24 protein-coding genes are annotated in these 24,460 nt (G+C 74.2%); 10 read left to right on the top strand and 14 right to left on the bottom strand.

The window, feature by feature from the left end:
- Positions 1–10 precede the first annotated feature (10 nt).
- The 4 genes from AB0Q96_RS05315 (at position 11) to AB0Q96_RS05300 (ending at position 2,287) form a co-directional block, all read left to right on the top strand.
- Positions 11–331, top strand: a complete 321-nt coding sequence (locus AB0Q96_RS05315; RefSeq protein ID WP_365321881.1) for a multidrug efflux SMR transporter — start codon at positions 11–13, stop codon at positions 329–331.
- On the top strand, positions 331–891 hold the full coding sequence (locus AB0Q96_RS05310; RefSeq protein WP_365321879.1) for a TetR family transcriptional regulator: 561 nt from the start codon (positions 331–333) through the stop codon (positions 889–891). The genes AB0Q96_RS05315 and AB0Q96_RS05310 overlap by 1 nt, the downstream gene beginning before the upstream one ends.
- 109 nt (positions 892–1,000) lie before the next feature.
- A complete protein-coding gene (gene dapD, locus AB0Q96_RS05305) occupies positions 1,001–1,984 on the top strand; it encodes a 2,3,4,5-tetrahydropyridine-2,6-dicarboxylate N-succinyltransferase (RefSeq protein ID WP_365321877.1) in 984 nt (327 codons plus the stop codon).
- 69 nt (positions 1,985–2,053) lie between these two features.
- On the top strand, positions 2,054–2,287 hold the full coding sequence (locus AB0Q96_RS05300) for a hypothetical protein (RefSeq protein WP_365321875.1): 234 nt from the start codon (positions 2,054–2,056) through the stop codon (positions 2,285–2,287).
- A gap of 51 nt (positions 2,288–2,338) precedes the next feature.
- Here AB0Q96_RS05300 and AB0Q96_RS05295 read toward each other — a convergent pair whose 3' ends face one another.
- From AB0Q96_RS05295 to AB0Q96_RS05285, 3 genes are all read right to left on the bottom strand, one after another.
- Positions 2,339–3,247 (bottom strand): hypothetical protein, encoded by a 909-nt coding sequence (locus tag AB0Q96_RS05295; RefSeq protein WP_365321873.1) that lies wholly within the window; start codon positions 3,245–3,247, stop codon positions 2,339–2,341.
- Between the two features lie 116 nt (positions 3,248–3,363).
- A complete protein-coding gene (locus AB0Q96_RS05290; protein WP_365321871.1) occupies positions 3,364–3,816 on the bottom strand; it encodes a GNAT family N-acetyltransferase in 453 nt (150 codons plus the stop codon).
- Between the two features lie 44 nt (positions 3,817–3,860).
- Positions 3,861–5,702 (bottom strand): endonuclease/exonuclease/phosphatase family protein, encoded by a 1,842-nt coding sequence (locus AB0Q96_RS05285; protein WP_365321869.1) that lies wholly within the window; start codon positions 5,700–5,702, stop codon positions 3,861–3,863.
- 205 nt (positions 5,703–5,907) lie between these two features.
- Between AB0Q96_RS05285 and AB0Q96_RS05280 the strand changes: the two genes are divergently transcribed.
- Positions 5,908–7,374, top strand: coding sequence for a hypothetical protein (locus AB0Q96_RS05280; protein ID WP_365321867.1), 1,467 nt, complete (start codon positions 5,908–5,910; stop codon positions 7,372–7,374).
- 20 nt (positions 7,375–7,394) lie between these two features.
- On the opposite strand, the gene AB0Q96_RS05275 is transcribed toward AB0Q96_RS05280, so the two are convergent.
- Positions 7,395–8,162 carry an SDR family oxidoreductase gene (locus AB0Q96_RS05275; protein WP_365321865.1) on the bottom strand — a complete coding sequence of 256 codons (768 nt, stop codon included), beginning with the start codon at positions 8,160–8,162 and terminating at the stop codon, positions 7,395–7,397.
- A gap of 88 nt (positions 8,163–8,250) precedes the next feature.
- Here AB0Q96_RS05275 and AB0Q96_RS05270 point away from each other — a divergent pair, with 88 nt between their 5' ends.
- The 3 genes from AB0Q96_RS05270 (at position 8,251) to AB0Q96_RS05260 (ending at position 11,506) form a co-directional block, all read left to right on the top strand.
- Positions 8,251–9,702, top strand: coding sequence for an alkaline phosphatase PhoX (locus AB0Q96_RS05270; protein ID WP_365321864.1), 1,452 nt, complete (start codon positions 8,251–8,253; stop codon positions 9,700–9,702).
- 49 nt (positions 9,703–9,751) lie between these two features.
- A complete protein-coding gene (locus tag AB0Q96_RS05265; protein WP_365321862.1) occupies positions 9,752–10,420 on the top strand; it encodes a GntR family transcriptional regulator in 669 nt (222 codons plus the stop codon).
- Positions 10,421–10,486: 66 nt separating this feature from the next.
- Positions 10,487–11,506 (top strand): 1-aminocyclopropane-1-carboxylate deaminase, encoded by a 1,020-nt coding sequence (locus tag AB0Q96_RS05260; RefSeq protein ID WP_365321860.1) that lies wholly within the window; start codon positions 10,487–10,489, stop codon positions 11,504–11,506.
- A 63-nt stretch (positions 11,507–11,569) separates the two neighbouring features.
- Here the strand turns inward: AB0Q96_RS05260 and AB0Q96_RS05255 are convergent, their stop codons facing one another.
- Together AB0Q96_RS05255 and AB0Q96_RS05250 are read right to left on the bottom strand one after the other, a co-directional pair.
- Positions 11,570–12,775, bottom strand: a complete 1,206-nt coding sequence (locus AB0Q96_RS05255) for a TerD family protein (protein WP_365321859.1) — start codon at positions 12,773–12,775, stop codon at positions 11,570–11,572.
- Positions 12,776–12,811: 36 nt separating this feature from the next.
- A complete protein-coding gene (locus tag AB0Q96_RS05250; protein WP_365321858.1) occupies positions 12,812–13,051 on the bottom strand; it encodes a hypothetical protein in 240 nt (79 codons plus the stop codon).
- Positions 13,052–13,105: 54 nt separating this feature from the next.
- On the opposite strand from AB0Q96_RS05250, the gene AB0Q96_RS05245 reads away from it, so the two are divergent.
- Complete coding sequence (locus AB0Q96_RS05245; RefSeq protein ID WP_365321856.1) at positions 13,106–14,071, top strand: AraC family transcriptional regulator; 966 nt, start codon at positions 13,106–13,108, stop codon at positions 14,069–14,071.
- Positions 14,072–14,308: 237 nt separating this feature from the next.
- Here the strand turns inward: AB0Q96_RS05245 and AB0Q96_RS05240 are convergent, their stop codons facing one another.
- The 8 genes from AB0Q96_RS05240 to AB0Q96_RS05205 form a co-directional block, all read right to left on the bottom strand.
- On the bottom strand, positions 14,309–15,121 hold the full coding sequence (locus AB0Q96_RS05240; protein ID WP_365321855.1) for an NAD(P)-dependent oxidoreductase: 813 nt from the start codon (positions 15,119–15,121) through the stop codon (positions 14,309–14,311).
- Positions 15,122–15,505: 384 nt separating this feature from the next.
- On the bottom strand, positions 15,506–16,708 hold the full coding sequence (locus AB0Q96_RS05235) for an MFS transporter (protein ID WP_365321853.1): 1,203 nt from the start codon (positions 16,706–16,708) through the stop codon (positions 15,506–15,508).
- A gap of 98 nt (positions 16,709–16,806) precedes the next feature.
- Positions 16,807–17,253, bottom strand: a complete 447-nt coding sequence (locus AB0Q96_RS05230; protein WP_365321851.1) for a hypothetical protein — start codon at positions 17,251–17,253, stop codon at positions 16,807–16,809.
- Positions 17,254–17,406: 153 nt separating this feature from the next.
- On the bottom strand, positions 17,407–18,855 hold the full coding sequence (locus AB0Q96_RS05225) for a penicillin-binding transpeptidase domain-containing protein (RefSeq protein WP_365321849.1): 1,449 nt from the start codon (positions 18,853–18,855) through the stop codon (positions 17,407–17,409).
- A 149-nt stretch (positions 18,856–19,004) separates the two neighbouring features.
- Complete coding sequence (locus tag AB0Q96_RS05220; protein WP_365321847.1) at positions 19,005–19,664, bottom strand: response regulator transcription factor; 660 nt, start codon at positions 19,662–19,664, stop codon at positions 19,005–19,007.
- Positions 19,664–20,929: a histidine kinase gene (locus AB0Q96_RS05215; protein WP_365321845.1), complete on the bottom strand. Its 1,266-nt coding sequence runs from the start codon at positions 20,927–20,929 to the stop codon at positions 19,664–19,666. Before AB0Q96_RS05215 ends, AB0Q96_RS05220 begins: the two co-directional genes overlap by 1 nt.
- Positions 20,926–21,918 carry a hypothetical protein gene (locus tag AB0Q96_RS05210; protein ID WP_365321843.1) on the bottom strand — a complete coding sequence of 331 codons (993 nt, stop codon included), beginning with the start codon at positions 21,916–21,918 and terminating at the stop codon, positions 20,926–20,928. Before AB0Q96_RS05210 ends, AB0Q96_RS05215 begins: the two co-directional genes overlap by 4 nt.
- Positions 21,919–22,068: 150 nt before the next feature.
- On the bottom strand, positions 22,069–22,839 hold the full coding sequence (locus AB0Q96_RS05205) for an IclR family transcriptional regulator (protein WP_365321841.1): 771 nt from the start codon (positions 22,837–22,839) through the stop codon (positions 22,069–22,071).
- A 114-nt stretch (positions 22,840–22,953) separates the two neighbouring features.
- Here AB0Q96_RS05205 and AB0Q96_RS05200 point away from each other — a divergent pair, with 114 nt between their 5' ends.
- Positions 22,954–24,447: an aldehyde dehydrogenase (NADP(+)) gene (locus AB0Q96_RS05200; RefSeq protein ID WP_365321839.1), complete on the top strand. Its 1,494-nt coding sequence runs from the start codon at positions 22,954–22,956 to the stop codon at positions 24,445–24,447.
- The last annotated feature ends 13 nt before the right edge of the window (positions 24,448–24,460 follow it).

The following is a 24,460-nucleotide window of genomic DNA, read 5'->3' as shown; positions in this document are numbered from 1 at the left end:
GCTCGTACACATGGGATACGGACTGCTCGCGGGCGCCATAGCGGCGGAGATCGTCGCCACCACCTCCATGAAGTACAGCGAGGGCTTCTCGAAGCTGGTGCCCTCGCTGATCACCGGCGCCGGCTACCTCATCGCCTTCGCCCTGCTCGCCCAGGCGCTCAAGACCCTCCAGGTCGGCACCGCCTACGCCATCTGGTCCGGGGTCGGCACCGCCGCCGTCGCCGCGATCGGCGCGCTCTTCCTCGGCGAGTCCATGAACCTCGCCAAGATCGCCGGCATCGTGCTGATCATCGCCGGGGTCGCCGTCCTCAACATGGGCGGCGCCCACTGATGGCCCGGCCCAGGCGGTACGACCCCGAGCGGCGCGACCGGATCGTCGACGCGGCCCTGCGGGTGGTCGGCCGGGCCGGCCTCGCGGGCCTCAGCCACCGCACCGTCGCCGCCGAGGCGGACGTGCCGCTCGGCTCCACCACGTACCACTTCGCCTCCCTCGACGAACTCCTCGTCGCCGCCCTGCGCCGCGCCAACGCCAACTTCGGGAGCGCCCTGCGCGAGAGCCCCGGTCTCGCGGACCCGGCCGCCGACCTCGCCGCCGTCCTCGCCCGGCTCATCGGCGAGTGGCTCGGCGGCGAACGGACCGGCGTGGAGCTGGAGTACGAGCTCTACCTCGCCGCCCTGCGCCGCCCCGCCCTGCGGCCCGTCGCCGCCGAATGGGCCGAGGAGGTCGGCGCCTGTCTCGCCCCGCGCACCGACCCGGCCACCGCCCGCGCCGTCATCGCCCTCATGGACGGCATCTGCCTCCAGGTCCTGCTCACCGACGGCAGGTACGACGAGGAGTACGCCCGCGAGATGCTCGGCCGGGTGCTGGGAGACCGCCGCCGGGCGGGCTGAACGAAGCGCCGAAGACCCGGCCCGCGGACTCGTCCGAACCACCAGGGAAGCGGACCGACACCTGAGACCGGTTGGCCCGCGCGGGGGCCCGCCGGTTAGGTTTTCCGTCATGACCACTGCTCCTCGCTCCACCGGCGCCGTCGCCGCCGGCCTCGCCACCATCGCCGGCGACGGCACCGTTCTCGACACCTGGTTCCCCGCCCCCGAGCTGACCGCCGACCCCGGCCCCGCCGGCACCGAGCGGATCGGCCCCGACCAGGCCCTCAACGCCCTCGGCGAGGGCGCCGTCAAGGCCGTCGGCCTGGACGCCCGCCGCGGTGTCGAGGTGGTCGCCGTCCGCACCGTCATCGCCTCGCTCGACGACAAGCCGCTCGACGCCCACGACGCCTACCTGCGCCTCCACCTGCTCAGCCACCGGCTGGTCAAGCCGCACGGCCAGAACCTGGACGGCGTCTTCGGCCTCCTCGCCAACGTCGCCTGGACCTCGCTCGGCCCGGTCGCCGTCGACGACATCGAGACGGTGCGGCTCAACGCCCGCGCCGAGGGCCTGCACCTCCAGGTCACCTCGATCGACAAGTTCCCCCGCATGACGGACTACGTCGTGCCCGCCGGCGTCCGCGTCGCCGACGCCGACCGCGTCCGCCTCGGCGCCCACCTCGCCGCCGGCACCACCGTCATGCACGAGGGCTTCGTCAACTTCAACGCCGGCACCCTCGGCACCTCCATGGTCGAGGGCCGCATCTCGGCCGGCGTGGTCGTCGGCGACGGTTCCGACATCGGCGGCGGCGCCTCCACCATGGGCACCCTCTCCGGCGGCGGCAACGTCGTCATCTCCATCGGCGAGCGCTGCCTCATCGGCGCCGAGGCCGGTGTCGGCATCGCCCTGGGCGACGAGTGCGTCGTCGAGGCCGGTCTGTACGTCACCGCCGGCACCCGGATCACCATGCCCGACGGCCAGATCGTCAAGGCCCGCGAGCTCTCCGGCGCCTCGAACATCCTCTTCCGCCGCAACTCGGTCACCGGCGCCGTCGAGGCCCGCCCGAACAACGCGGTCTGGGGCGGCCTCAACGAGATCCTCCACAGCCACAACTGACCCGTGGGCCCCCGCGTTAGCCAGAGTGCGGGGGCCGTACGGCAGTCACCAGGCGAGGGGAAGGTCGACATGACGACCAGGATCAGCGGGACGTTCAGGAACCGGTCGGTGCTCAGCGGCGCGTTCGCCGTCGCGGCGGTGGTGCTCCCGGCGGGGGCGGCCGAGGCCGACGAGACGCACAGCCACGCGCACAACGGGCCGAAGGTCGCGCTCATCTCCACCGGGCAGATCGACGACCCGCTGGAGGACGTCCTGGAGCACGCCGCGATCCTCGGCAGGACCGTCACGACCGACTCCGCCTGACGCCTCGGCGCACCGCCGGCCCGCCGCTCCACCTGCTCGGCCGGCGGGCCGTCAGCCCTCCTCGCGACGGCGGCGGTAGCGGGCGAGCACGGTCAGGGCGGTGCCGAGGGTGACGGCCGCCCCTGCCGCGAGGGGCCATGAGCCGACGCCGCCGCCGGTCTCGGCCAGCCTGCCGTCCGCGGTCGGCTCCGGAGCGGGAGTCCCCGCCGGGTCGCCGGGGGAGCGCTCGGGGCCGGGTGTCGGAGCCGGGTCGGGGGTGGGGCTGGGCTTCGCGCCGGGGTCAGGTGTGGGCTCCGGGTCGGGGTCCGGCGTCGGCTTCGGGTCTGGGGTGGGCTCAGGGTCCGGCGTCGGCTCCGGGTCCGGCGTCGGCTCCGGGTCCGGATCCGGTTCGGTCGGGCGGTAGATCTCGGACTCGGTCCACCCGGTGCCCTCGTCGTCGGCGTGTTCCTCGTTCACCCCCGCGCCGAAGGCGTAGAACTGCGACGGGGTGTCCGCCGTGAACTTCATGCGCAGCGGGAAGTCGTTCTTCCCGGGCGGGAGGGGACGCCCGTTCAGGGCCGGGTTCGAGTTGACGAGAAGCGGCGGCTGCGGCGGGGTGAACCCCTGCTCCTGCCACTGTCCGTCGACGTTCATCTGGATCCGTATCTGGTCCGTCCGCAGACCGGGGTAGTCCTCGTCGACGTCCCACCACAGCACGACGCTCAGGTCCCGCAGCACCTCGTTCCCGGTGTTGTCCAGGGTGAGAGTGAACTCCTGCCATTCGCCGCCTGCGAGGAATCGTTTCGGAAGTCGGCTCACGCTCGGGAGGACCAACGCGCCCTGCCTCTTCCGCTCCTCCGCCGTGTCGGGGGCGGACACGGCGGGCGGGCGGGACGCGTCCGCCGCCGCGGGGGTGGCCGGCCAGCTGGCCGGGGTCAGGACCGAGACGGCCGCGAGGGCCGCGATGCGCGTGGATTTCAAGGGAATCGTCGTTTCGCCGAGGTGGACGGGACGATTCCACCCTGGGGCGACGAATCGTCACCGGGTACCCGGTAGCGGTTGATCGACCCATAAACGACGTTTATCGCCCACCCGCCCTAAAGGCTCAGCTTGAACCCGTCGTGGCTCCGCGCGAAGCCCAGCGAGGCGTAGAAGCGGTGGGCGGCCGTCCGGTCCTTGTTGCTGGTGAGCTGGACGAGCGCGCAGCCACGGGCGCCGGCCCGGGCCACCGCGCGCTCCATCAGCTCCCGGCCGAGTCCGCCGCCGCGCCGGTCGGCCCTGATCCGGACCGCCTCGATCAGGGCCCGCTCGGCGCCGCCCTTGCCGAGGCCGGGGATGTAGGTGGCCTGGAGGCAGCCGACGACCAGTGCGCCGTCGGTCTCGTCGACGAGCACCAGCACCTCGTTGCGCGGATCGGCCTCGATGTCCGCGAACGCCCGCTCGTACGCGGGTGTGACGGGCACCGAGGCCGGGTCCACCACTCGGTCCTCGTCGGCGAGGAGCGCGAGGACGGCGGGCAGGTCGGCACGGGTGGCGGGGCGCAGGATCACGGCCCGCAGTCTCGCACACCCGTGCCACCGGGGAGCGCCGGGAACTACGGGCGGAAGCGCAGCACCTGCGGGTCGTGGTCGCTGTTCTGGTCCGCGAACTCGGCGTTGATGTGCACGCTGTCGTACTCGAAGTGGTGCACGCCGGGGCTGGTCAGGATCTGGTCCAGGACCTGGCTGTTGCCCTGGTAGACGTACGAGTAGCGCTCGCTGCGCGGCAGCGACTTGACCGCCGGGTACAGCGCGCCGCCGTCGGTCAGCGCCTTCGTGGTGCCGGAGAACTCGAAGTCGTTGATGTCGCCGAGGACCAGCACGTCGGCCTGCTTGTCCAGCGCCAGGACGTCCTTGACGAAGGCGTTGACGGCCTGGCCCTGGAGCAGGCGCTTGGTCTCCGAGGAGCGGGTCGGCGGCTGGTGGTGCGACACGATGGACTCGTCGCCGCCCTTGGAGCCGAAGTGGTTGGCGACCACGATCACCGTGCGGCCGCGGAAGCGGAACTCGCCCGCGAGCGGCTTGCGGCTGTTCTCCCAGGCGGTGTTCGCCGGGTCGATCCGGCCGGGGGACAGGGTCAGGTGGGCGTCGCCCTTGGTGCCCGTCACAGCGGTGGGGGTCGTCGCGTCGCCGCCCGCGCGGTCCACGAAGGAGACCCGCTCCGGGTTGAAGAGGAAGACCTGACGGATATTGCCGCCGGGCTCGCCGCCGTCCTTGCCGTTCTGCGGGTCGATCGAACGCCACTCGTACGCCGGGCCGCCGGCCGCGACGATCGCGGCGGTGAACTTCTTGAGCGTCTCGCCGGCCGTGACCGTGCCGTCGTTCTTGGCGCCGTTGTCGTCCTGGATCTCCTCCAGGGCGACGACGTCGGGGGAGGCCAGGTTCTCGACGACCGCCTTCGCGAGCGCGTCGAACTTCTCCTGCGGGTCGCTCGGGTCGAGGTTCTCCACGTTGTACGTGGCGACCGCCAGCTCGTTCTTGTGCTGGCGCTCGGTCACCTCGCGCTCCAGGCCGAGGTCCACGTGCTTGCCCAGGGTGTTCGCGACCAGGGTGTAGCCGCCGAACTGGTTGAAGTCCAGCGGGCCCTCGGTCCGGCCGGCCAGCCAGTCGCCGACGTTCGCCTTGGGGAAGGGCTGCTGGGCGATCGGCGCGAGCTGCTGGATCTGGAGCCGGCCGGTGTTCTGCGCGTCGTACGAGCCGTAGACCGTGCCGCCGCGGCGGTTGCCGTTCTCGAACGGCTTCACCGACACCCACAGCTCGGAGTACGGGTCGGTGGCGCCGACCACGCGCGAGGTGCCGATGCGGACGTTGGTGCCCTCCAGGGACTCGTAGTAGTCCAGGGCGTAGGTCTCGGGGTCCAGGGTGAGCCCGTTGATCGAGCCGCCGGCCGCCGGGTCGCCCTCGGGGGTGTACGCGTCCGGCACGGACCACGGCCAGATGGTGACGGGCGCCGGGACCGGGTTGTCCTTCGACAGGACGGTGACCACCGGCTTGGAGATCTGGGTCAGCGACTGGTTGCCCGAGGTCAGACCGCCCGGCACGTACTCGGTCACCGAGCCGTTGACGCTCACCGAGTCGCCGACGGCGACGGTCGGCACGGAGCTCGTGAAGACGAAGATGCCCTCGCTCGTCGCCGGGTCGGCGTCCGCCTGCGGGTCCTGCATCCAGAAGCCGCGCGAGCCGTACGTCCGCACGCCCGTCACGATGCCGGTGACGCCCGCGACCGGCTTGCCGGCCAGCGGCGAGACCCGGGTCGAGCCCTGGATGTCGTGGATGCGGACGGGCGCCGCGCCGGTCACGTCGTCGGCGGAGGCGGACGCGCCGCCCAGCAGGCCGGCGGCGAGGGCGGCGGAGACGACGGCGGCGACGGCGGCGGATCTCGGTATGGAGGAAGACATCAAGGAGCTCCGTGAGGGTTTGGAGAAACGAGCGAAGGGTCTACGCGCGTCAATTTCCTTGCAGACCCTTCCCCTTGTCAAGGGTCGACGGGTGTACGAAGGCTGACGCCTCCGTGAACCGCCGGACCGCCCCCCGAAAACGTCTACGCTGAAGGCCGCTCGAAGCGCCGTGAAGGCCCCGTACTCGCCGAGGAGAACACCCGAGATGGCATCGGACCGCCAGTCCCTTCCCCCCGTTCGCTTGCGCTCGGACGCGGAGTTGGCGCGGGACGCCCTGGCCACCCCCCTCCTCGCCCGCGCCGTGCGGCTCGCCCGCTGGGCCGGCCCGGAGACCCGGGTCGGGGCGGGCGGCGAACTCGTCGACGAGCAGCTGCCCGCCGCCGCCGAGGCCCTCGGACTGGCCGGCGACCCGGACGCCGAGGCGTACGCGAGCGAGGCCTGGCGGCTCGCCGTCGACACGGGCCTCGTGGACGTCCAGGACGCCGAGGAGCCCGCCGACGGCACCGAGCGGGCCGAGGGCGCCGAGGACGGCACCGTCACCCCCGGCGAGAACCTGGCGCTGGTCACCGGCGGCTCCCCGCAGGACGTCCTCGCGATCTGGCTGGAGGGCTACGACGCCGTCTTCGCCGACGCCGCCGCGCCCTACTTCGACGACCTCGACGCGCTCGTCGGCGAGGACGGCGAGATCGACTTCGAGGCCCTGGAGTGGGACCCCGAGGGCGAGGCCGAGTTCCTGGAGGGCGTGCTCGGCAACCTGTACCTGCTGACCGTCAGCGAGGGCGGCGCGGGCGAGGGCCCGGTGCCGCTGCCCGCGCTCGCCGCCTCGATGGTCGTCCCCGACGACATGGGCGAGCCCACCGACGACGTCCTGGAGCAGGTCTCCGACGCGATGATGCGGCTCGACGAGCAGTTCCGGGTCCTCGAACCGATCGGCCTGGTCGCGTACGACCCCGTCGACGAGGCCCTGATGGCCGAGGAGGGCGAGGAGCCCGCCCCGCCCGTCGACGACGAGGACGTCAGCCGCTACGGCATGGTCCGGCTCACCCCGCTCGGCCTGTACGGCGTGCGCGCCCGGATGCTGGAGGCCGGACTCGTCGTCCCCGCCGTCGGCGAACTCGCCGACAAGGGCGCCGACGTCCTCCTCGACGGCATCGCCCACTACCCGCAGGACGCCGCCCGCGCCGAGACCGCGGGCTGGCTCACCGCCCGCGAGCCCGGCACCGCCGCCCGCGAACTCCTCGCCGCCGCCAAGGGCAGCGACCCGGACTCCCCGCTGCGCCGGCTCCACGCGCAGCAGGCGCTGTCCCTCGTCGGCGCCGAGGCCGAGCCGGCCGTCCGGGAGGTCCTGGACGACCCGGAGCTCGGCGGTCTCGCCCGGGTCTGGCTCGCCGAGCACGGCGCGGCGGACATCCCGGCCCCGCCGGAGGCGATGATCTTCTGGCTGGCCATCGACACGATCGCCGCCCAGCTCGACGCCGACGGCGACCTGACCGAGCTCCAGGACCTCATCGAGGGCCTGACCGGCCGCCACGGCGGCTTCTTCGACGCGGCCTGGCGGGTCGAGCACCCGGCGACGGCCGAGGTCCTGGAGGCCATGGGCCGCCTCCACCGGGACAAGCCCACGGCGAAGGAGGCCCGCAAGGCGGCCTTCAAGGCGCGCTCGAAGGGCTGACCACGGGGACCGGAAGCCCCTCAGGTCCGCAGGTACGAGGCCCCGTTGAGGTCGAGCACCGTCCCCGAGGCCCACTGGGCCTCGGGGGAGGCGAGCCAGCGCACGGCCGCGGCGATCTCCTCCGCGGTGCCGACCCGGCCGAACGGGCTCTGGGCGAGGATGGCCTCGCCCTCGGGGCCCGCGAGCCGGGGCGCCACCCGCTCGGTCGCGAAGAAGCCGGGAGCCACCGAGGCCACCCCGATGCCGTACGGGGCCAGGGCCACGGCCAGCGACTGGCCCAGCGCGTGCACGGCCGCCTTCGTGGCGCCGTACGCCGGGTGGTCCGGCTCGCCCTTGAAGGCGCCGCGCGAGCCGATGTTGACGATGCGGCCGCCGGTGCCCGCCTCGATCATCCGCCGGGCCGCGAGATGGCTGAGATACGCCGTACCGAGCAGGTTCACGGACACGTGCCGCTGCCAGAGCCCGACCCACTCCTCGTACGGGGTGGTGGCCGGCGGGTGCGGCAGGTTCACGGCCGCGTTGTTCACCAGCACGTCGAGGCCGCCGAGGGCGCCGGCCGCCTCGTCCGCGACCCGGGCGGCCTCCGCCGGGTCGGCCAGGTCACCGCGGACCAGCGCGTGACCGGAGCCGTCCAGGGACGCGAGGGTCGCGCGGGCCTCCTCCGCGCGCGAGCCGTAGTGCACGGCCACCCGGTCGCCCTGGGCCGCGAACGCGCGCGCCACCGCGCGGCCCAGACCGCGCGAGGCACCGCTGACCAGAACGCGTCGGCCGCTGTGGGGCAGGTTCATGAGGGATCGCCTTTCTGTTCAACCGCCGTTTATACGGGGGCGCGACCGTGTGCCGCGACACCGGGTGACGACAGGGAGAAGAACCGTCATGCCTCTCAACCGCAGAGAATTCGCCAAGAAGTCCGCCGCGACCGGCGCCGGCCTCGCGCTCACCGGCGCCGTGGGCACGCTCGCCACCGCGCCCGAGGCGCTCGCCGCCGACGACCCGCAGGAGTTCGCGGGCGAGGGCCACGGCGAGGGCCACGGCCACGGGCACGGCCACGGGCACCGGCTCGGCTACGGCGAGCTCGTCCCGGACCCGGAGGGCGTCCTCGCGCTGCCCGAGGGCTTCACGTACCGCGTCATCACCCACAGCGGTGTCACCCGCCTGGAGTCCGGCGAGTTCACGCCCTCCAACCACGACGGCACCGCCACCTTCGCCGGGCGCCGCGGCACCACGTACCTGGTCAACAACCACGAGCTCAAGGGCCCCCGGGCCGGCTGGGCGCACCCCGTCCCGCTCACCGAGGGCCTGGTCTACGACCCGGCCGCCGCGGGCGGCTGCACGGTCGTCGAGGTGCACCGGGACGGCACCGTCGCCGAGTGGGTCGGCATCGCCGGCACCTCCACCAACTGCGCCGGCGGCCGGACCCCTTGGGGCACCTGGCTCACCTGCGAGGAGACCGAGGACCTGGCCGGCAAGAACGGCATGACCAAGGACCACGGCTACGTCTTCGAGGTCGACCCGCAGGACCACCGCGCCAACCGGAACCCGAAGCCGGTGAAGGCCTTCGGCCGCTACGCCCACGAGGCCGTCGTCATCGACCCCAAGCGCGGCCACGCCTACCTCACCGAGGACGCCTCCGGCCCCAACGGCCTGTTCTTCCGCTGGGTCCCGCCGAAGGGCTTCGAGCACGGCCGGGGGCGGCTCGCCACCCTCGCCGACGACGCCGGCGTCCTCCAGGCCTTCAAGTGCTTCGACTCGGCCGGCCGCTTCGTCGACGACCTGTCCCGCGCCACGCGGATCGGCACCGTCTACGGCGTGGACTGGGTCGACGTGCCCGACCGTGACGCCCGCAAGACCTCGGTCCGCAAGCAGTTCGGCGCCGGCGAGGTGACCCGCGCCCGCAAGCTGGAGGGCATGTGGTGGGCCGACGGCGGCACCTACATCGTCTCCTCGTACGCCCGTGACGAGAGCCCCGGCGCCGCGCACGACGGCCAGGTCTGGTTCTACGACCCCAAGCGCCGCACCCTCACCCTCCAGGTGCTGCTCGGCGTCAACGCGGCCCCGGATCAGGACGGCGCCTACGACGGCCCGGACAACATCACGGTCTCCCCGTACGGCGGGGTCGTCATCGCCGAGGACGGCGAGGGCGTCCAGCACCTCTTCGGCGCGACCGAGAGCGGCCGGACCTACCCGATCGCCCGCAACGACCTGAACGACAGCGAGTTCACCGGCGTGGTCTTCTCGCCGGACGGCGACACCCTGTTCGCCAACATCCAGGAGCCGGGCATCATGCTCGCGATCACCGGCCCGTGGCGCCGCCAGCCGCGCCGCTGACCTCCTGCCCCTGGTGCCGTCCACGGGCTGACACCTAACATGTCAGTCCATGGACGCCTTACGGCCGGTGGGCCGGACCCTGCTGCGCGACCGCGCGTACGACGCGCTGCGCGAGGCCATCGTGCGCGGTGAGCTCGCGCCCGGTTCCGTGGTCAAGGACGCCGACCTGGCCGAACGCCTCGGCCTCTCGCGCGCCCCGGTGCGCGAGGCCCTGGCCCGGCTCGGCGACGAGGGTCTCGTGGAGACCAAGCCGCAGAGCTACACCCGGGTCACCCGGCTGGTCAGCCGGGTGGTGCGGGACGCCGCCTCCGTGGTGCGGGTGATGCACGAGCTCGCCGCCCGCACCGCCGTACCGCTGCTCGGTCCCGAGGGCATCCGGGCGATGCGCGAGGCCAACGTCCGCTTCGCCTCGGCCGTGCGCTCCGCCGACGTGGAGGCCGCCCTGCGCGCCGACGACGAGCTCCACGACGTGCTCGTCGGCGCGAGCGGCAACCACGCGGTGGCCGCCACCATCGCCCGCTACACGCCCCTGATCCGCCGGGTCGAGCGCCGCCTCTTCGGCGACGCGGGCACCTGCGGCTCCGCCGAGCTCCACGCGCGCCTGATCGACGCGTGCGAAGCGGGCGACACGGAGGAGGCGGTGCGGGTGACCTCGGAGATATGGCGGGCCCTGGAGGAGCTCGCCGACGAGGCGACGGACCCACCGGACCGGCTCTAGGCCGTGGCCGGAACGTCCCGCGCGAGGCGTCCAGGACCTCGACCGCGACCACCCCAGGGAGCCCGTATGCCCACGATCGACGACTTCGAGCGCTATCCGCTGCTCTTCGGGCCCTCGCCCGTGCACCCCCTCCAGCGGCTGACCGGCCACCTCGGCGGCGCCACCCTGTGGGCCAAGCGCGAGGACTGCAACTCCGGCATCGCGTACGGCGGGAACAAGACCCGCAAGCTGGAGTACCTGGTCGCCGACGCGCTCGCCCAGGGCTGCGACACCCTGGTCTCGATCGGCGGGGTGCAGTCCAACCACACCCGTCAGGTCGCGGCCGTCGCCGCGCACGCCGGGCTGCGCTGCGTGCTGGTGCAGGAGAGCTGGGTCGAGTGGCCCGACTCCGTCTACGACAAGGTCGGCAACATCCTCGTCAGCCGGCTCGCGGGCGCCGACGTGCGGCTGGTGCGGGCCGAGTTCGGCATCGGCTTCAAGGAGAGCTGGGAGCGGGCGCTGCGCGAGGTCGAGGAGTCCGGCGGCAAGCCGTACGCCATCCCGGCGGGCGCCTCCGACCACCGGCTCGGCGGGCTCGGCTTCGCCCGCTGGGCGTACGAGGTGGCCGAACAGGAGCGTGAGCTGGGCGTCTTCTTCGACACCGTGGTGGTCTGCTCGGTGACCGGCTCGACCCAGGCCGGCATGGTCGCGGGCTTCGCCGCGCTCGCCGAGGAGGGCGGGCGGCCCCGCCGGGTGCTCGGCGTCGACGCCTCCGCGAAGCCGGTGCCCACCCATGAGCAGATCACCCGGATCGCCCGGGACACGGCCGCCCTGATCGGCGTGGAGCGCCCGCTGACGGCCGCCGACGTCGAGCTGGACGCCCGCTACCACGCGGGGGTGTACGGCGTCCCGGACGAGGCCACCCTCGACGCGATGCGGCTGGCCGCCCGCACCGAGGGCATGGTCACCGACCCCGTCTACGAGGGGAAGTCGATGGCCGGAATGATCGACCTGGTGGACCGGGGCGAGATCGCCCGGGACGCGACCGTGCTCTACGTCCACCTGGGCGGCCAGCCGGCCCTCAACGCCTACAGCGCGCTGTTCTAGCCGGAGCTCGGAGCCCGGATCCCGGAGCGGTACGGGGGTCCCGCGCCGCTCCGGACCCGCGGCTCAGAGCGCCTGGGCCGCGGGCTTCACCATGCCCCGGACGGTCCGCGACTTCACGAACTCGCCCATCGCGGTCATCTCCCACTCGCCGGTGAACTGCTTGATCAGCTTGGCCATCATCACGCCGGTCTGCGGCTCGGCCGTGGTCAGGTCGAAGCGGACCAGCTCCTCGCCGGTGGCGGCGTCGATGAGCCGGCAGTAGGCCTTGGCGACCTCGGTGAACTTCTGGCCGGAGAAGGAGTTGACGGTGAAGACCAGACCGGTGGTGTCGGCGGGCAGCCGGCCCAGGTCGACCACGATGACCTCGTCGTCGCCCGCGCCCTCGCCGGTCAGGTTGTCGCCGGAGTGCTTGACGGCGCCGTTGAGGATGGACAGCTTGCCGAAGTAGCAGCTGTCCTGGTGGTTGCGCTGGGGGCCGTACGCGATGACCGAGGCGTCGAGGTCGATGTCCTTGCCGCGGAAGGCGGGCTCCCAGCCGAGGCCCATCTTGACCTGGGAGAGCAGCGGCCGGCCGCCCTTGACCAGGGAGACCGTCTGGTTCTTCTGGAGGCTGACCCGGCCCTTGTCCAGGTTGATCTTCCCCGCGCCGGGGGCCGGGGCGGCGGGCGGCGCGGCGGGCGGCGCGGCCGGGACCGGGGGAGCGGCGACGGGCGCGGGGGCCCGCACCGGGGCGGGCGCGGGCGCGGCGGCGGCGGCGGGCGTCGGCTCCTCGTCGACGCTGACGCCGAAGTCGGTGGCGATCCCGGCGAGCCCGTTCGCGTAGCCCTGGCCCACCGCGCGGGCCTTCCAGGCGCCGTTGCGCAGGTAGATCTCGATGACCACGAGGGCCGTCTCCGTGCCCAGCCGCGGCGGGGTGAAGGTGGCGAGGACGCTGCCGTCGTCGGCGTTGCGCACGGTCGCCGTGGGCTCGATGCCCTGGAAGGTCTGGCCGGCGGCGTCGGGACTCGCGGTCACGACGATCTTCTCGATCCCGGCCGGGACGGCGCCGGTGTCCACCACGATCGCGTCCGGGGCGCTCCCGCCGCCGGAGCGGTAGCTGACACCGGGCCCGGCGGGCTGGTTGTAGAAGATGAAGTCGTCGTCGGAGCGCACCTTGCCGTCGGCGCCGAGCAGCAGGCCCGACACGTCGAGCCGCACGGGCGCGGCGACGTCCACCGCCACGCGCGCGGCGGTGAGAGGGATGTTCGAGCCGGGGGTCATTGCGGTCATGCCGGGGGTAACGAACGAGACGCTTTTGCCGTTCCCTTACCTTCGTCCGGTTCGGCCACCCTGGTGACGCGGGTGCTCCCGGGCGGTGCGCTCGTTCCCGAAGCGGTACGAGCCCGTCCAGCGGGCCATCACCAGCTGCGGGTCGCCGGCCTCGACCTCCGCCAGGAACGTGTCCGCGCGGCGGCCGCGGAGGGTGCCCGCGGCCCGGCCGCGGTGGGTGAGGACGACGGTGCCGTCGGCACGGCGCGCATAGGAGAATCCCTGGGGTGCTGGCATGCCGGGCATCCTGCCGTTCCCGGCCACATCCGTCATATGAATATTCTTCGGCCTGTGGGTGGGAGCTCTTTCCGGACGCGGGACGTGGACGAGGCGCGGGTCGAGATCGGCGCGCGCTATTACGCCAACTTCATGGACGTGATCGACGCGCAGGAACGTCCCTTCGCCGCGCGGTTCGACACCGTGGCGCTCGGGCCGCTGATGATCGGGGACCTGAGCTGCGGCGCCGATGTGCGCATGCGCTTCGGCGAGCTGGGCGCGTTCCACCTCAACGCCCCGATGAGCGGCACCATGGAACTGCGCCAGGGCGGCGGCGGACGCCCGCTGGTGGCCACGAGCCGGGAGGCGGTCCTGCTGGACCCGGCGGGCGACACCGTCCTCGACCGGTGGAGCGGGGACTGCCGGGCCCTCTCGGTCAAGATCGACGCGACGGCGCTCCACGAGCGCCTGGAACAGCTGATCGGGCGCCCGCCGCGCGGCCGGCTCGCCTTCGGGGCCGGGCTCGACATCACCGGCGGCCCCGGCCTCAGCTGGGTGACCTTCGCCCGCCAGGTGGCGGCGGGGGCGCTGGCCGGCGACGGCCTCGCCACCCATGAGCTGGTCTCCAGGCCGCTCCAGGAGGCCCTGCTCAACGGGCTGCTGCTGGCCGCCGAGCACCCCTGGCGCGAGGAGCTGGCCCACCCGGGCGGACCCGCGCGGCCCGGCCCGGTGAAGCGCGTGATGGACGCGGTGCGGGCCCGCCCCGAGCACCCCTTCACCAGCACCGAACTGGCCGCCCTGGCCCGGGTGAGCGTGCGCCGGCTCCAGGAGTCGTTCCGGGAGTACGTGGGCATGTCCCCGATGGCGTACGTGCGCGAGGTGCGCCTGGAGCGGGTCCACGAGGAGCTGCGGGCGGGCGCGCCGGACGGGCTGAGCGTGACCGAGGTGGCCTGGCGCTGGGGCTTCGCCCACCCGGGCCGGTTCGCGGCACGGTACCGGGAGCGGTTCGGCGAGTCGCCCTCGGAGACCTTGCGGCGCTGAAGGGCACGCCGCGCGCGTTTGGCGAGAACCGATCGCGCTTTCCGGACGGTCGCCGCGTTCCCCGGCTCGCGATGATCTTGGGCGGGTCATATCGTCGCATTGTCCGCGTGCGCCAGCCGCACGCGTCGACCCGGGCCTGGCCGGCTCCCCCGCATTGTCCGGCCGGGCCCGTTCCCCTTTTCCGGCGCGGCCCGTTCTCCTTCTCGGGCGCCGCCCGGCGCCCGTCCGGCGCGCCCCTCAGTGCTTCCAGCGCGGCGGGTCCACGCAGAAGTGCCCGCCCAGGTACACGTCGTCGGCGCTGCCCGGGGCCGGGAGTCCGTGCTCGGCGATGAGCCGCTCCGCGTACACCTCGGAGTCGTCCCTCGGCTCGTAGCCGAGCGCCCGCGCCGACGAGAGGTCCCACCACTCCCGGGTGTTGGCGGAGGAGCCGTACGCCACGGTGTGTCCGACCTCCGGCGCGGTGAGCGCGGCGTGGAACAGCCGGGCGCAGTCGGCGGGGCTCAGCCAGGTCGAGAGCATCCGCACCGAGCTCGGTTCGGGGAAGCAGGAGCCGATCCGCACCGAGACGGTCTCCACCCCGTGCTTGTCCCAGTAGTACTGGGCCAGGTCCTCGCCGAAGGCCTTGGAGAGCCCGTAGAAGGTGTCGGGCCGGTGCGGGGTGGCGACCGGAACGGGGGCTTCGCCGTGGCGGGGGCGCCGGGTGAAGCCGACCGCGTGGTTGCTGGAGGCGAAGACGACCCGGGGCACGCCCTCCTCGCGCACGGCCTCGTACAGGTGCTGGAGCCCGGTGATGTTGGCGGCCGCGATCTCGTCGAACCCGGCCTCCAGGGAGATTCCGGCGAGGTGCACGACGGCGTCCACCCCGCGCACGGCCTCGCGCAGCGCGTCCCGGTCGGCGAGGTCGGCGACGATCGCGTCCGGCGCGCCCGGGACGGGCCGTACGTCGAGGGGGCGCAGCGCGTAGCCGTACCGGGGCAGCAGCTTCCGCATCAGGGTGCCGACGCCGCCGGCGGCCCCGGTGAGCAGAACGGTGCGGGGAGCGGGGGGCATGGACCGGTCTCCGTTCGTGGTCCGGACGCACGGGCGGGGAAGGCCCGCCACGCTAGGCAGCGCCGTGGCGGACCGTCAAGGAGCCGTCCGCCCGGGACCGTCCGCCCGGGACCGTCCGCCCGGGACCGTCCGCCCGGGACCGTCCGCCCGGGGAAGCCGGCCGCTCGGGCGCCGCTGGGCGAAGCCCTCGCGGTGAAGCCGTTCCAGGGCGGGGACGGCGGTCAGGTCGCGGTCGAGTCCCCGCGACCGGCCCGGCCTGGTCGCCGCTCTCGTGGTCAAGTCGTTCCAGGGCGGGGACGGCGGTCAGTCCGCGGTCGAGTCCCCGCGACCGGCCCGGCCTGGTCGCCGCTCTCGCGGGCAAGTCGTTCCGGGGCGGGACGGCGGTCACGTCGCGGTCGAGCCTCCGCGACCGGCCCGGCCGCCCCGCGCGAGGCCCCGCCGTGCCCCGGGCGCGCCCGCCAGCACCGCCGCGCCGGCGAGCCCCGCCAGCGCCACCACCGGCAGCAGCACCCGGGCGTCCAGCACCGCGACCAGTCCGGCCCCCACGGCCAGGGCCACCGCGTTCGGCACGAAGACCAGGGTGTTCGCGGTGCCGGCGGCCCGCCCGACGGCCTCGGCCGGCACGCCCCGCTGGACCGCCGTCATCGCGGCGATCAGCACCCACGGCAGCCCCACCCCGATCACCCCGCTCGCCACCAGGGCCACCGCGTCGTATGGCAGGGTCCGCGCGGCCACCCCCACGGCGAACAGGGCCAGCCCGCCCGCCGCGAGGCCCCGCTCCGGCACCCGCCGCAGCAGGGGGCCCGCCGCGAGGCCCGCCGCCACCGAGCCCGCGCCCTGCGCGGCGTACAGGACACCGGCGTACGCGGGGGCGTGCCCGAGCCCCCGGTCCACCACGGCGTAGACGGCGGCGCCGTTGAGCCCGGCGAGGAACATGGCGAAGCCGCCCGCGACCACGAGTGCCCGCAGCTTCGGCACGCCCCACACCAGCCGGACCCCTTCCGCGATCCGGCCCCGCCCGCCGGCCGCCGCCGGTATCCGCGCCTCCCGCACCCGCAGCAGCGCGAACACGCCCGCCGCCACCGCGAACGTCGCCGCGTCGAGCAGCGCGACCGGCCCGCCGCCGTAGTGCGCGAAGAGCCCGGCGGCGACCAGCGGGGCGACCAGCTTCATGGCCTCGTTCACGGTCATCCGCAGCCCGTTGAAGGACCCGAGCCGCTCCGGGTCGAGCGCGCCCGCGGCGAGCGCCGCCTCCGCCGACTCGTGGATCGCGCCCTGCGTCCCGTACACGAGGAGCACGACGAAGAGCAGCCAGACCCGGTCGGCCCGGTCCACCCACAGGAGCAGCGGCAGCAGGGCCGCCATGGCCAGGTTCGCGGCGACCAGCAGCGGGCGCCGGGGCACCCGGTCGACGAGTCCGCCGAGCAGCGGACCGAACAGTGCGGGGGCCCAGAGCGCGAAGGCGGTGAGTGCCGCGAGGGAGTCGGAGCCGGTCAGGGACTTCACCCAGATCCCGGAGACCAGCCACATCGCGGTGGTGCCGAACCCCGAGACGAGGACGGCGCAGAGGTAGAGAGGAAGGCGCATTCCCGCAGGCTGACGTCTGAGGCGCCCCCTCCGGATCGGGCGGATGCCCTATTCGGCGGGCCCGGGCCCGGGCCGGGCCCGGGCCCGCCGGCCCCGCCCTAGGAGCCGGCGGACGCGGCCTCGGTCCGCCCGGCGCGCTTCTCGTACCGCAGGGCCACCCCGGTGGCCACGGCGCCGAGGCCCTCCCAGAGGCCCACGCCCAGGAAGCCGGCCGGGGCGCGGCCGGTGACGACGGCGAGGGTGAAGACGGTGCAGGTGAGGAGGCGGAAGGGGACCGTCCAGCGGAAGAAGGGCTTCCAGTCGGCCAGGGCGGCCAGCAGGTAGTAGACGCCCATGTTGAGGGCCGCCATGGAGGAGGCCGTCAGGAAGAGGAGGGTGTGGTCCGCGTCCGCCCGGTCCGCGCCGGGTATGGGGGTCAGACCCATGAGACGGATCGTGGTGTCGGGGGACACCAGGCCCACCACCCCCAGGGCGGCGGCGAGGGTGCCGAAGACGGCCATGGTCCAGCCGGAGGGGGAGCGGGGCAGGCGTGCGGTGGAGAGCATGCGCCCTGCATATCGTGAAGCGGGGGCGGTCGTTCCACCGGCCCCCGCTTCCACGGCACTTCGGCCGTTACGTCACCCCGGGGCGGCCGTCACGTCAGCGCGGCGCGTTCCCCTCCGGCTGTCACGTCAGCGCGGCGCGTTCCCCTCCGGGTGTCACTTCAGGGCGGCCTTCATCATCTTCTGCGCCACCGGGGCCGCCAGGCCGTTGCCGCTGACCTCCGAGCGCGCCGCGCCCGAGTCCTCGATCATCACCGCCACCGCGACCTCCTTGCCGGTGGCCGGGTCCTTCGCGTAGGACGTGAACCAGGCGTACGGCGTCTTGCTGTTGTTCTCGCCGTGCTGCGCGGTGCCGGTCTTGCCGCCGACCTCCATGCCGTCGATCGCCGCGTTGCCGCCGGTGCCCTTCTGCACCACCGTCTGCATCGCGCTGCGCAGCTGCTCCGCCGTGGCGGAGGAGACGATCCGCTCGGTGTCCCCGTCCTCGAAGGTCTTCAGGGCGTCGCCGTCGGAGTCGACCACCTGGGAGACCATGTGCGGGCTCGCCATCAGGCCGTCGTTGGCGATGGCCGCCGACACCATGGCCATCTGGAGCGGGGTGGCCGTCACGTCGAACTGGCCGATGCCGGTCAGCGCCGTCTGCGCCTTGTCCATGCCGGACGGGTAGACGCTGGCGTAGGCGCGGACCGGGACGTCCAGCTCCTTGTCGTTGAAGCCGAACTTCTCCGCCATCGCCTTCACCTTGTCCTGGCCGAGGTCGACCGCCATCTTCGCGAAGACGTTGTTGCAGGAGTACTGCAGCGCCGTGCGGATGGTGGCGTTCTCACAGGGCGCCGAGGCGTTCTCGTTCTCCAGGTAGCGGGTCGAGCCGGGCAGCTTGTACGGGTTGGGGCTGCGCGTCGGCGTGTCCACCGAGCCGTACAGGCCGTCCTCCAGACCGGCCGCCGCGACGACCAGCTTGAACGTCGAACCCGGCGGCAGCGGCTGCCGCAGCGCCCGGTTGACCAGCGGCTTGTCCTCGTCCTCGGTGAGCTGCTGCCACGTCGCGCCGTCGGTGAGTCCCGCGATCTTCGAGGGGTCGTACGAGGGCGTCGAGACCATGCCGAGGATGCGGCCGGTCTTCGGGTCGATGGCGACCGCCGCGCCCTTCTTGTTGCCGAGCGCCTGGTAGCCGGCCTTCTGCACGGCCGGGTCGATCGTCGTCAGGACGGAGCCCGGCTCCGCCTGCTTGCGGGTGACGGCGTCCACCGGGTTCTTCAGCCGGGTGTCGGTGCCGTCCAGGACATCGGAGTAGATCCCCTCCAGCTGCGTCGCGCCGTACGCCTGCGAGCTGTACCCGGTGACCGCCGCGTAGAGCTTGCCGTCGGTGTAGTCGCGCTTGTACGCGAGGTCGCCGCCCTTCGTCTCCTTCGAACCGGTGACCGGCGAACCGGCCACGATGATGTTCCCGAGCGGTTGCGCGTACTGCGCGATGGTGTTCCGCCGGTTGCTCTTCTCGTCCGCGAGGGCCTTGCCTTCGTACGCCTGCACCCAGGTGGCCCGGCCCAGCAGGGCGAGCACCAGGAGCAGCGAGAAGACCGAGGCGCGCCTGATCGTCTTGTTCATCCCGCTAGAGGGGACGAACGGAACGGCGGCAGGCGTTCCGGATGTGTCCCTTTTCTCAGCTTTCTCAGCTTTCTCAGGAAACGTTCATGCGGCCCGCGGGCGGGAGCGGGACCGGCCGGCACCCCCGTGTCCGGCCGGCCCCGCGGCTCTCAGCCCGGGGTGATGAACCCCGACTCGTACGCGGCGATCACCGCCTGCGTGCGGTCCCGCGCGCCCGTCTTCGCCAGCACCGCGGCCACATGGGTCTTCACCGTCGCCGGGCCCACCCCCATCCCGTCGGCGATCTCCGCGTTGGTCAGCCCCTTCGCCATCCGGCGCAGCACCTCCGCCTCCCGCTCGGTGAGCCGGGCCGCCCACGGCGCGAGCGGCGGATGGCGGCGGGCGTGCTCGGCGGCGAGGCCCCGGACGGCCGCCGGGTAGAGCAGCGACTCGCTGTGCGCGACCAGGCGCACCGCGCTCACCAGCTCCTCCGGCGCGACCCGCTTCAGCAGGAACCCGGCCGCGCCCGCCCGCAGCGCGTCGTACACGTAGGCGTCGTTCTCGAAGGTGGTCACCACCACGATCCGGGGCGGGTCCGGCAGCGCGGCCAGGATCCGCCGGGTCGCCTGGATGCCGTCGATCTCCGGCATCCGGACGTCCATCAGGACCACGTCGGGCCGCAGCTCCCGCACCACCGAGACCGCCTCGGCGCCGGTGGCGGCCTCCCCGACGACCTCCAGGCCGGGCTCCGCGTCCAGGATCACCCGCAGCGCCGTCCGGACCATCCGCTCGTCGTCCGCGAGGACGATCCTGATCGTGCCGCCGCCCATCAGCCCCTCCCCCCGCCCGCGCCCACCGGCAGCCGCGCGGCCAGCAGCCAGATCCCGTCCGCCGGGCCGGCCTGGGCGGTGCCGCCCAGCAGCCGGGCGCGTTCCGCGATGCCGCGCAGGCCGCGACCGCCGTCCGGGCGGGCCACCGGCGGGGTGCCGGGCAGCGGATTCTCCATCGTGATCTCCAGTTCGTCCCCCGACAGCGCGATCCGCGCCGTCACCCTCGCGCCCCGCGCGTGCCGCACGGCGTTGGTCAGCCCCTCCTGCACGATCCGGTACGCCTCCCGCGACACCGCGTCCGGCACCTCCACCAGGCTCCCGCTCACCGTCAGCGCCACCCCCGGCCCGGCCCCCTTCAGGAGCGCGTCCAGCGCGTCCAGGCCCGGCGCGGCGAGCTCGCCGTCGTCCTCGCCGCTGCGCAACAGGCCCAGGACCGCGTCGAGTTCGCCGACCGTCCGGCGGGTGGTCTCCTCGATCGCGGTGAGCGCCTCCCGTACGAATCCGAGGTCCGCGCCGCCGGGGTCCGCCTCCAGGACCCGGCGGGCGGCACCGGCCTGGAGGGTGACCGCGCTCAGCGCGTGCCCCACCGAGTCGTGCAGCTCGCGGGCGAGCCGGTTGCGCACGGCCAGTTCGGCGGCGCGCCGCTCGGCCGCCGCGAGCCGGTCCGCCGGGCTCGGCCCGAGCAGCCGGGGCGCCGCGTGGGCCAGCAGCGCGCCCGTCGCGGCGGCGGCGGCCGCGAGGGCGAGCAGCAGCAGGAGCCCGAGCGGGAGCCCGGCCCAGGCGAGCCAGGGCCGGTCCAGGTGCCAGAAGCGGCCGACCTCCGAGTCGCGCAGCGCCGCCGAGAACGGCAGCGCGGCCACCGCGAGCGCGAACGGCGGCAGCGCCAGGGTGGCCCCGGCGAGCAGGGCGCCCGTCCCGAGGTGGAGGGTGAACCACCCGGCGGTCCGCGCCCTGGCGGCCCGGCCCCGGGCGGGCCCGTCGGCGAACCGGCCCGGCGCCACCCCGCACAGGGCCCGCGCCGCCGCCACCGACATCGGCCGGGCCAGCGGGAAGAGCGCGGTCAGGGCGGCGAGCGGCAGTCCGACGGCGTACGCCGCGAGCTGGAAGCGGAGGGCGCCGCCGAAGACGTTCCCGCCCGGCGTGAACGGCCCCACGGCCACCGTGCCGACCAGCCAGTACGGCATGAACAGCGCGCCGCCGAGGATCAGGTGCAGCCACCGCCGCCGGGCCGACTGCCCGAAGAGGGCGCCCCAGGACCGTGTCACGTCGCCGCGCTCCGGCGGCCGAGGACGCGCGCGAGGCAGCCCGCCAGCAGGAATCCGGTGATCATCTCGCCAGCGTAGGCGGTGACCATCAGGCCCGCCGGGCCTTTCCCGGCCTCGGTCGCCGGCAGCAGGGAGACCAGCGTCATGTACGCGCCCCAGCACCCGGCCGCACCCGAGGCCACCCAGGAGACGCCCAGGACGGTGCGCACCCGCAGACCGCCGGGCCGGCGCAGGACGAGCAGGAGGACGGCGACGGCGGCCACCAGGAGGAAGATCCCGCGCACCGCGTCGACGACCGCCCGGTCGGAGTCGTACGCGGCGGCGAGGCCGGCGGAGAGGCCGGTGGTCGAGCCGGAGGCCCACAGGAAGCACAGGGTGGCCGGGCCGAGGGCCAGCACGGCCCCGGTGACGGCGGCGGCGCGCAGCCACGGGGTGCCCGCCCCGGCGGGCAGCTCCCGGAGCCGCCCGCTCCAGACCCGGCCCCAGCGGTCGCGGGCGTACAGGACGAAGAGGGTGCCGAGGCTGAGGCCCTGGAGGATGAAGCCGCCGTAGACGACGGGGAAGACCCAGGCGTCGAGGAAGGGCGCGTGCGGCGGCTCCGAGCTGCCGCCGCCGTCGCCGCCCAGCAGGGAGACGGCGAGCTGGGCCGGGTAGGCCGTCATGATCGGCGCGATCAGGCCGATCGCCGCCCACAGCGGGAAGAGGAGCGGCCAGGCCCGCACCCGCAGCCCCCACGGCCGGGTGAGCAGCAGCGCGAGCAGCACCACGACGGCGTCGGCGAGCACGGAGACCCCGTTGGCCACGCCCATCATCGTGGGGTGGTCGAGCAGGACGCTCCCGTCCGGGATGCCGAGCCGGCCGCCGGCCACCCAGACGACCTTGAGCACGATGTACGGGAGGCAGGCGAGGATCGCCAGGGTGCGCAGGACCGGCCGGAGGGAGCCGGCCGGCACGGTGGCGGCGGGAGCGGGGAGCGTCGGTGCGGTCATGACCCCACCGTCCCGTCCGGACCCGCCCCGGCACCTCCTGCCGGAAGACGAACCGCCTCCGCCGCACGGGGGAGACGGCCCGCCGTCAGGGCTCGGTGGGTGCCGTGCTGTGCTGTGCTGTCGGTCGCGACCGGTGGCCGTCGGCGCCGCTCAGAGCCGGCGGGTCGCCAGCGCCAGCCGGTCGCGCGCGTCGAACAGCGCGTCCTTGATGAGCTGTTCGTGCCCCGGGGTCAGCCGGGCCGCCGGCACCGAGCAGCTGATGGCGTCCCGGGCCGGGGTCCGGTTGGGGATCGCGATGCCGAAGCAGCGCAGCCCCAGGGTGTTCTCCTCGCGGTCCACCGCGTGGCCCTGCTCGCGGACGGCCCGCAGCTCCTCGATGAGCTGCTCGCGGTCGGTGACGGTGTGCTCGGTGAGCGCGGGCAGCGTCTCGGGGAGCAGCTGGCGCACCTGCTCGTCGGTGTGGGTGGCGAGCAGCGCCTTGCCGAGCGAGGTCGAGTGCGCCGGCAGCCGGCGCCCGACCCGGGTGAACGGCCGCAGGTAGTGCTGGGACTGACGGGTCGCCAGGTAGACCACGCTGGTGCCGTCGAGACGGGCCAGGTGGATGGTCTCGGCGGTGTCGTCGGACAGCCGGTCGAGGGTGGGCCGGGCCGCCGCCACCACCTCGTCGCCGTCGAGGTACGAGGTGCCGACGAGCAGCGCCCGCACGCCGATGCCGTACCGCGTGCCGGTCGCGTCCGTCTCCACCCAGCCGAGCTCGACGAGGGTGCGCAGCAGCATGTACAGGCTGGACTTCGGATAGCCGACGGCCTCCTGGACGGCGGCGAGCGCGTGCATGCCGGGCCGCCCCGCGAAGAACTCCAGCAACTCCACGGTCCGCACGGCGGACTTGACCTGGGCCCCACCCGCGTCGTTCGACGGCATCGCCCTCGCCCCTCTTCCGGAAGCCACTTGTGGAGACGGCTGGGCCGTCAATAGAGTCCGCTCAGGATTCACCTACCTGGACAGTGTTCAGAATAGCGAACGAGGTGCGTGGCGGTGGCGGCAGAACCAGTGTGGAGCGTGGACCCCCGGACGGGAAAGCCGCGGGAGCAGGTCGCGGTGGAGGCCACGGCCGAGGAGATCGACGGGGCGGTACGGTCCGCCCACGCCGCCCTCGACGCGCTCGCCGACCGGGGCGCCCGCGCCGCGCTGCTGCGGACGGCGGCCGACCTCCTCGACGAGGCCCGCGACCACGTCATCGAGGCCGCCGACGCGGAGACCGCCCTCGGGCCGGTCCGGCTCACCGGCGAACTCGCCCGCACCACCGCCCAGTTGCGCTCCTTCGCGGACATCGTCGACGCGGCCGCCTTCCTCGACGTGCGGATCTCCCGGCCCGACCCGGCCACCACCCCGCCCACCCCCGACCTGCGGCGCATGAAGATCCCGCTCGGCGTCGTCGCCGTCTACGCGGCGAGCAACTTCCCGCTGGCCTTCTCCGTCCCCGGCGGCGACACCGCCAGCGCCCTCGCGGCCGGCTGCCCCGTCGTGGTCAAGGCGCACCCCGGCCACCCGGCCACCTCCGAGCTCTGCGCCTCGCTGCTGCGCCGGGCCGCCGTCAAGGCCGGGCTCCCCGCCGACGTCGTCTCCCTCGTGCACGGCTTCGACGCGGGCGTGGAGCTGATCCGCCACCCGCTGGTCGCCGCGGCCGGCTTCACCGGCTCCGTACGCGGCGGGCGGGCGCTCTTCGACGCCGCCGCCGCCCGCCCGGTACCCATCCCCTTCCACGGCGAACTCGGCTCCCTCAACCCGGTGGTGATCACCCCGGCCGCCGCCGAGGAGCGCGCCGAGGAGCTCGGCGCCGGACTCGCCGGGTCCATGACCCTGGGCGAGGGCCAGTTCTGCACCAAGCCCGGCTTCGTCCTGGCCCCCCGAGGGGAGGCGGGCGACCGGATCGTCACCGCCCTCACCGCCGCCGTCAGCGAGACCGAACCCGGCGTGATGCTCGACCACCGGATGCGCGGCGCCTTCGTCGACGGGGTGCGCGAGCGGGCCGCGCTGCCCGGCGTGACCGCGCCCGTCACCCCGGGCGCCGGCGGCGAGCACACGGTCAGCGCCGGAGTGCTCACCGTCGACGCCGGCCTGCTGACCGCCGGCGGCCACGACCCGCTCCTGGAGGAGTGCTTCGGGCCCGTCACCGTCGTCGCCCGCTACGCCGACCGCGCGCAGCTCGGCGCCGTCCTCGGCCTGCTCCCCGGCAACCTCACCGCCACCCTCCACGTCGCCGACGAGGACCCCGCGGCCGCCTCGCTGCTCGCCGAGCTCACCCCGCTCGCCGGCCGGATCCTCGTCAACGGCTGGCCGACCGGAGTCGCCGTCGCCGCCGCCCAGCACCACGGCGGCCCCTATCCGGCGACCACCTCCACCGGCACCTCCGTCGGCGGGACGGCGATCGAGCGCTGGCTGCGCCCGGTCACCTACCAGTCGACCCCCGGACACCTGCTCCCGCCGGAGCTGCGCGACGACAACCCGCTGGGCGTCCCGCGCTTCTGAGGCCGCGCGTCAC

The sequence above is a fragment of the Streptomyces sp. NPDC093111 genome (genome assembly GCF_040683955.1).
Classification (GTDB): Bacteria; Actinomycetota; Actinomycetes; order Streptomycetales; family Streptomycetaceae; genus Streptomyces.
Note: the sequence above shows the minus strand (reverse complement) of the source record. Positions and strands in the feature narration are given on the sequence as shown.

Coding starts and splice junctions, on each gene's coding strand:
- AB0Q96_RS05235 (WP_365321853.1), bottom strand. CDS start 16,708: ATGCGCCTTCCTCTCTACCTCTGCGCCGTCCTCGTCTCGGGGTTCGGC.
- AB0Q96_RS05255 (WP_365321859.1), bottom strand. CDS start 12,775: ATGACCGCAATGACCCCCGGCTCGAACATCCCTCTCACCGCCGCGCGC.
- AB0Q96_RS05220 (WP_365321847.1), bottom strand. CDS start 19,664: ATGGGCGGCGGCACGATCAGGATCGTCCTCGCGGACGACGAGCGGATG.
- AB0Q96_RS05300 (WP_365321875.1), top strand. CDS start 2,054: ATGACGACCAGGATCAGCGGGACGTTCAGGAACCGGTCGGTGCTCAGC.
- AB0Q96_RS05230 (WP_365321851.1), bottom strand. CDS start 17,253: ATGCTCTCCACCGCACGCCTGCCCCGCTCCCCCTCCGGCTGGACCATG.
- AB0Q96_RS05280 (WP_365321867.1), top strand. CDS start 5,908: ATGGCATCGGACCGCCAGTCCCTTCCCCCCGTTCGCTTGCGCTCGGAC.
- AB0Q96_RS05205 (WP_365321841.1), bottom strand. CDS start 22,839: ATGCCGTCGAACGACGCGGGTGGGGCCCAGGTCAAGTCCGCCGTGCGG.
- AB0Q96_RS05275 (WP_365321865.1), bottom strand. CDS start 8,162: ATGAACCTGCCCCACAGCGGCCGACGCGTTCTGGTCAGCGGTGCCTCG.
- AB0Q96_RS05250 (WP_365321858.1), bottom strand. CDS start 13,051: ATGCCAGCACCCCAGGGATTCTCCTATGCGCGCCGTGCCGACGGCACC.
- dapD (WP_365321877.1), top strand. CDS start 1,001: ATGACCACTGCTCCTCGCTCCACCGGCGCCGTCGCCGCCGGCCTCGCC.
- AB0Q96_RS05310 (WP_365321879.1), top strand. CDS start 331: ATGGCCCGGCCCAGGCGGTACGACCCCGAGCGGCGCGACCGGATCGTC.
- AB0Q96_RS05270 (WP_365321864.1), top strand. CDS start 8,251: ATGCCTCTCAACCGCAGAGAATTCGCCAAGAAGTCCGCCGCGACCGGC.
- AB0Q96_RS05260 (WP_365321860.1), top strand. CDS start 10,487: ATGCCCACGATCGACGACTTCGAGCGCTATCCGCTGCTCTTCGGGCCC.
- AB0Q96_RS05265 (WP_365321862.1), top strand. CDS start 9,752: ATGGACGCCTTACGGCCGGTGGGCCGGACCCTGCTGCGCGACCGCGCG.
- AB0Q96_RS05285 (WP_365321869.1), bottom strand. CDS start 5,702: ATGTCTTCCTCCATACCGAGATCCGCCGCCGTCGCCGCCGTCGTCTCC.
- AB0Q96_RS05240 (WP_365321855.1), bottom strand. CDS start 15,121: ATGCCCCCCGCTCCCCGCACCGTTCTGCTCACCGGGGCCGCCGGCGGC.
- AB0Q96_RS05210 (WP_365321843.1), bottom strand. CDS start 21,918: ATGACCGCACCGACGCTCCCCGCTCCCGCCGCCACCGTGCCGGCCGGC.
- AB0Q96_RS05225 (WP_365321849.1), bottom strand. CDS start 18,855: ATGAACAAGACGATCAGGCGCGCCTCGGTCTTCTCGCTGCTCCTGGTG.
- AB0Q96_RS05315 (WP_365321881.1), top strand. CDS start 11: ATGGGATACGGACTGCTCGCGGGCGCCATAGCGGCGGAGATCGTCGCC.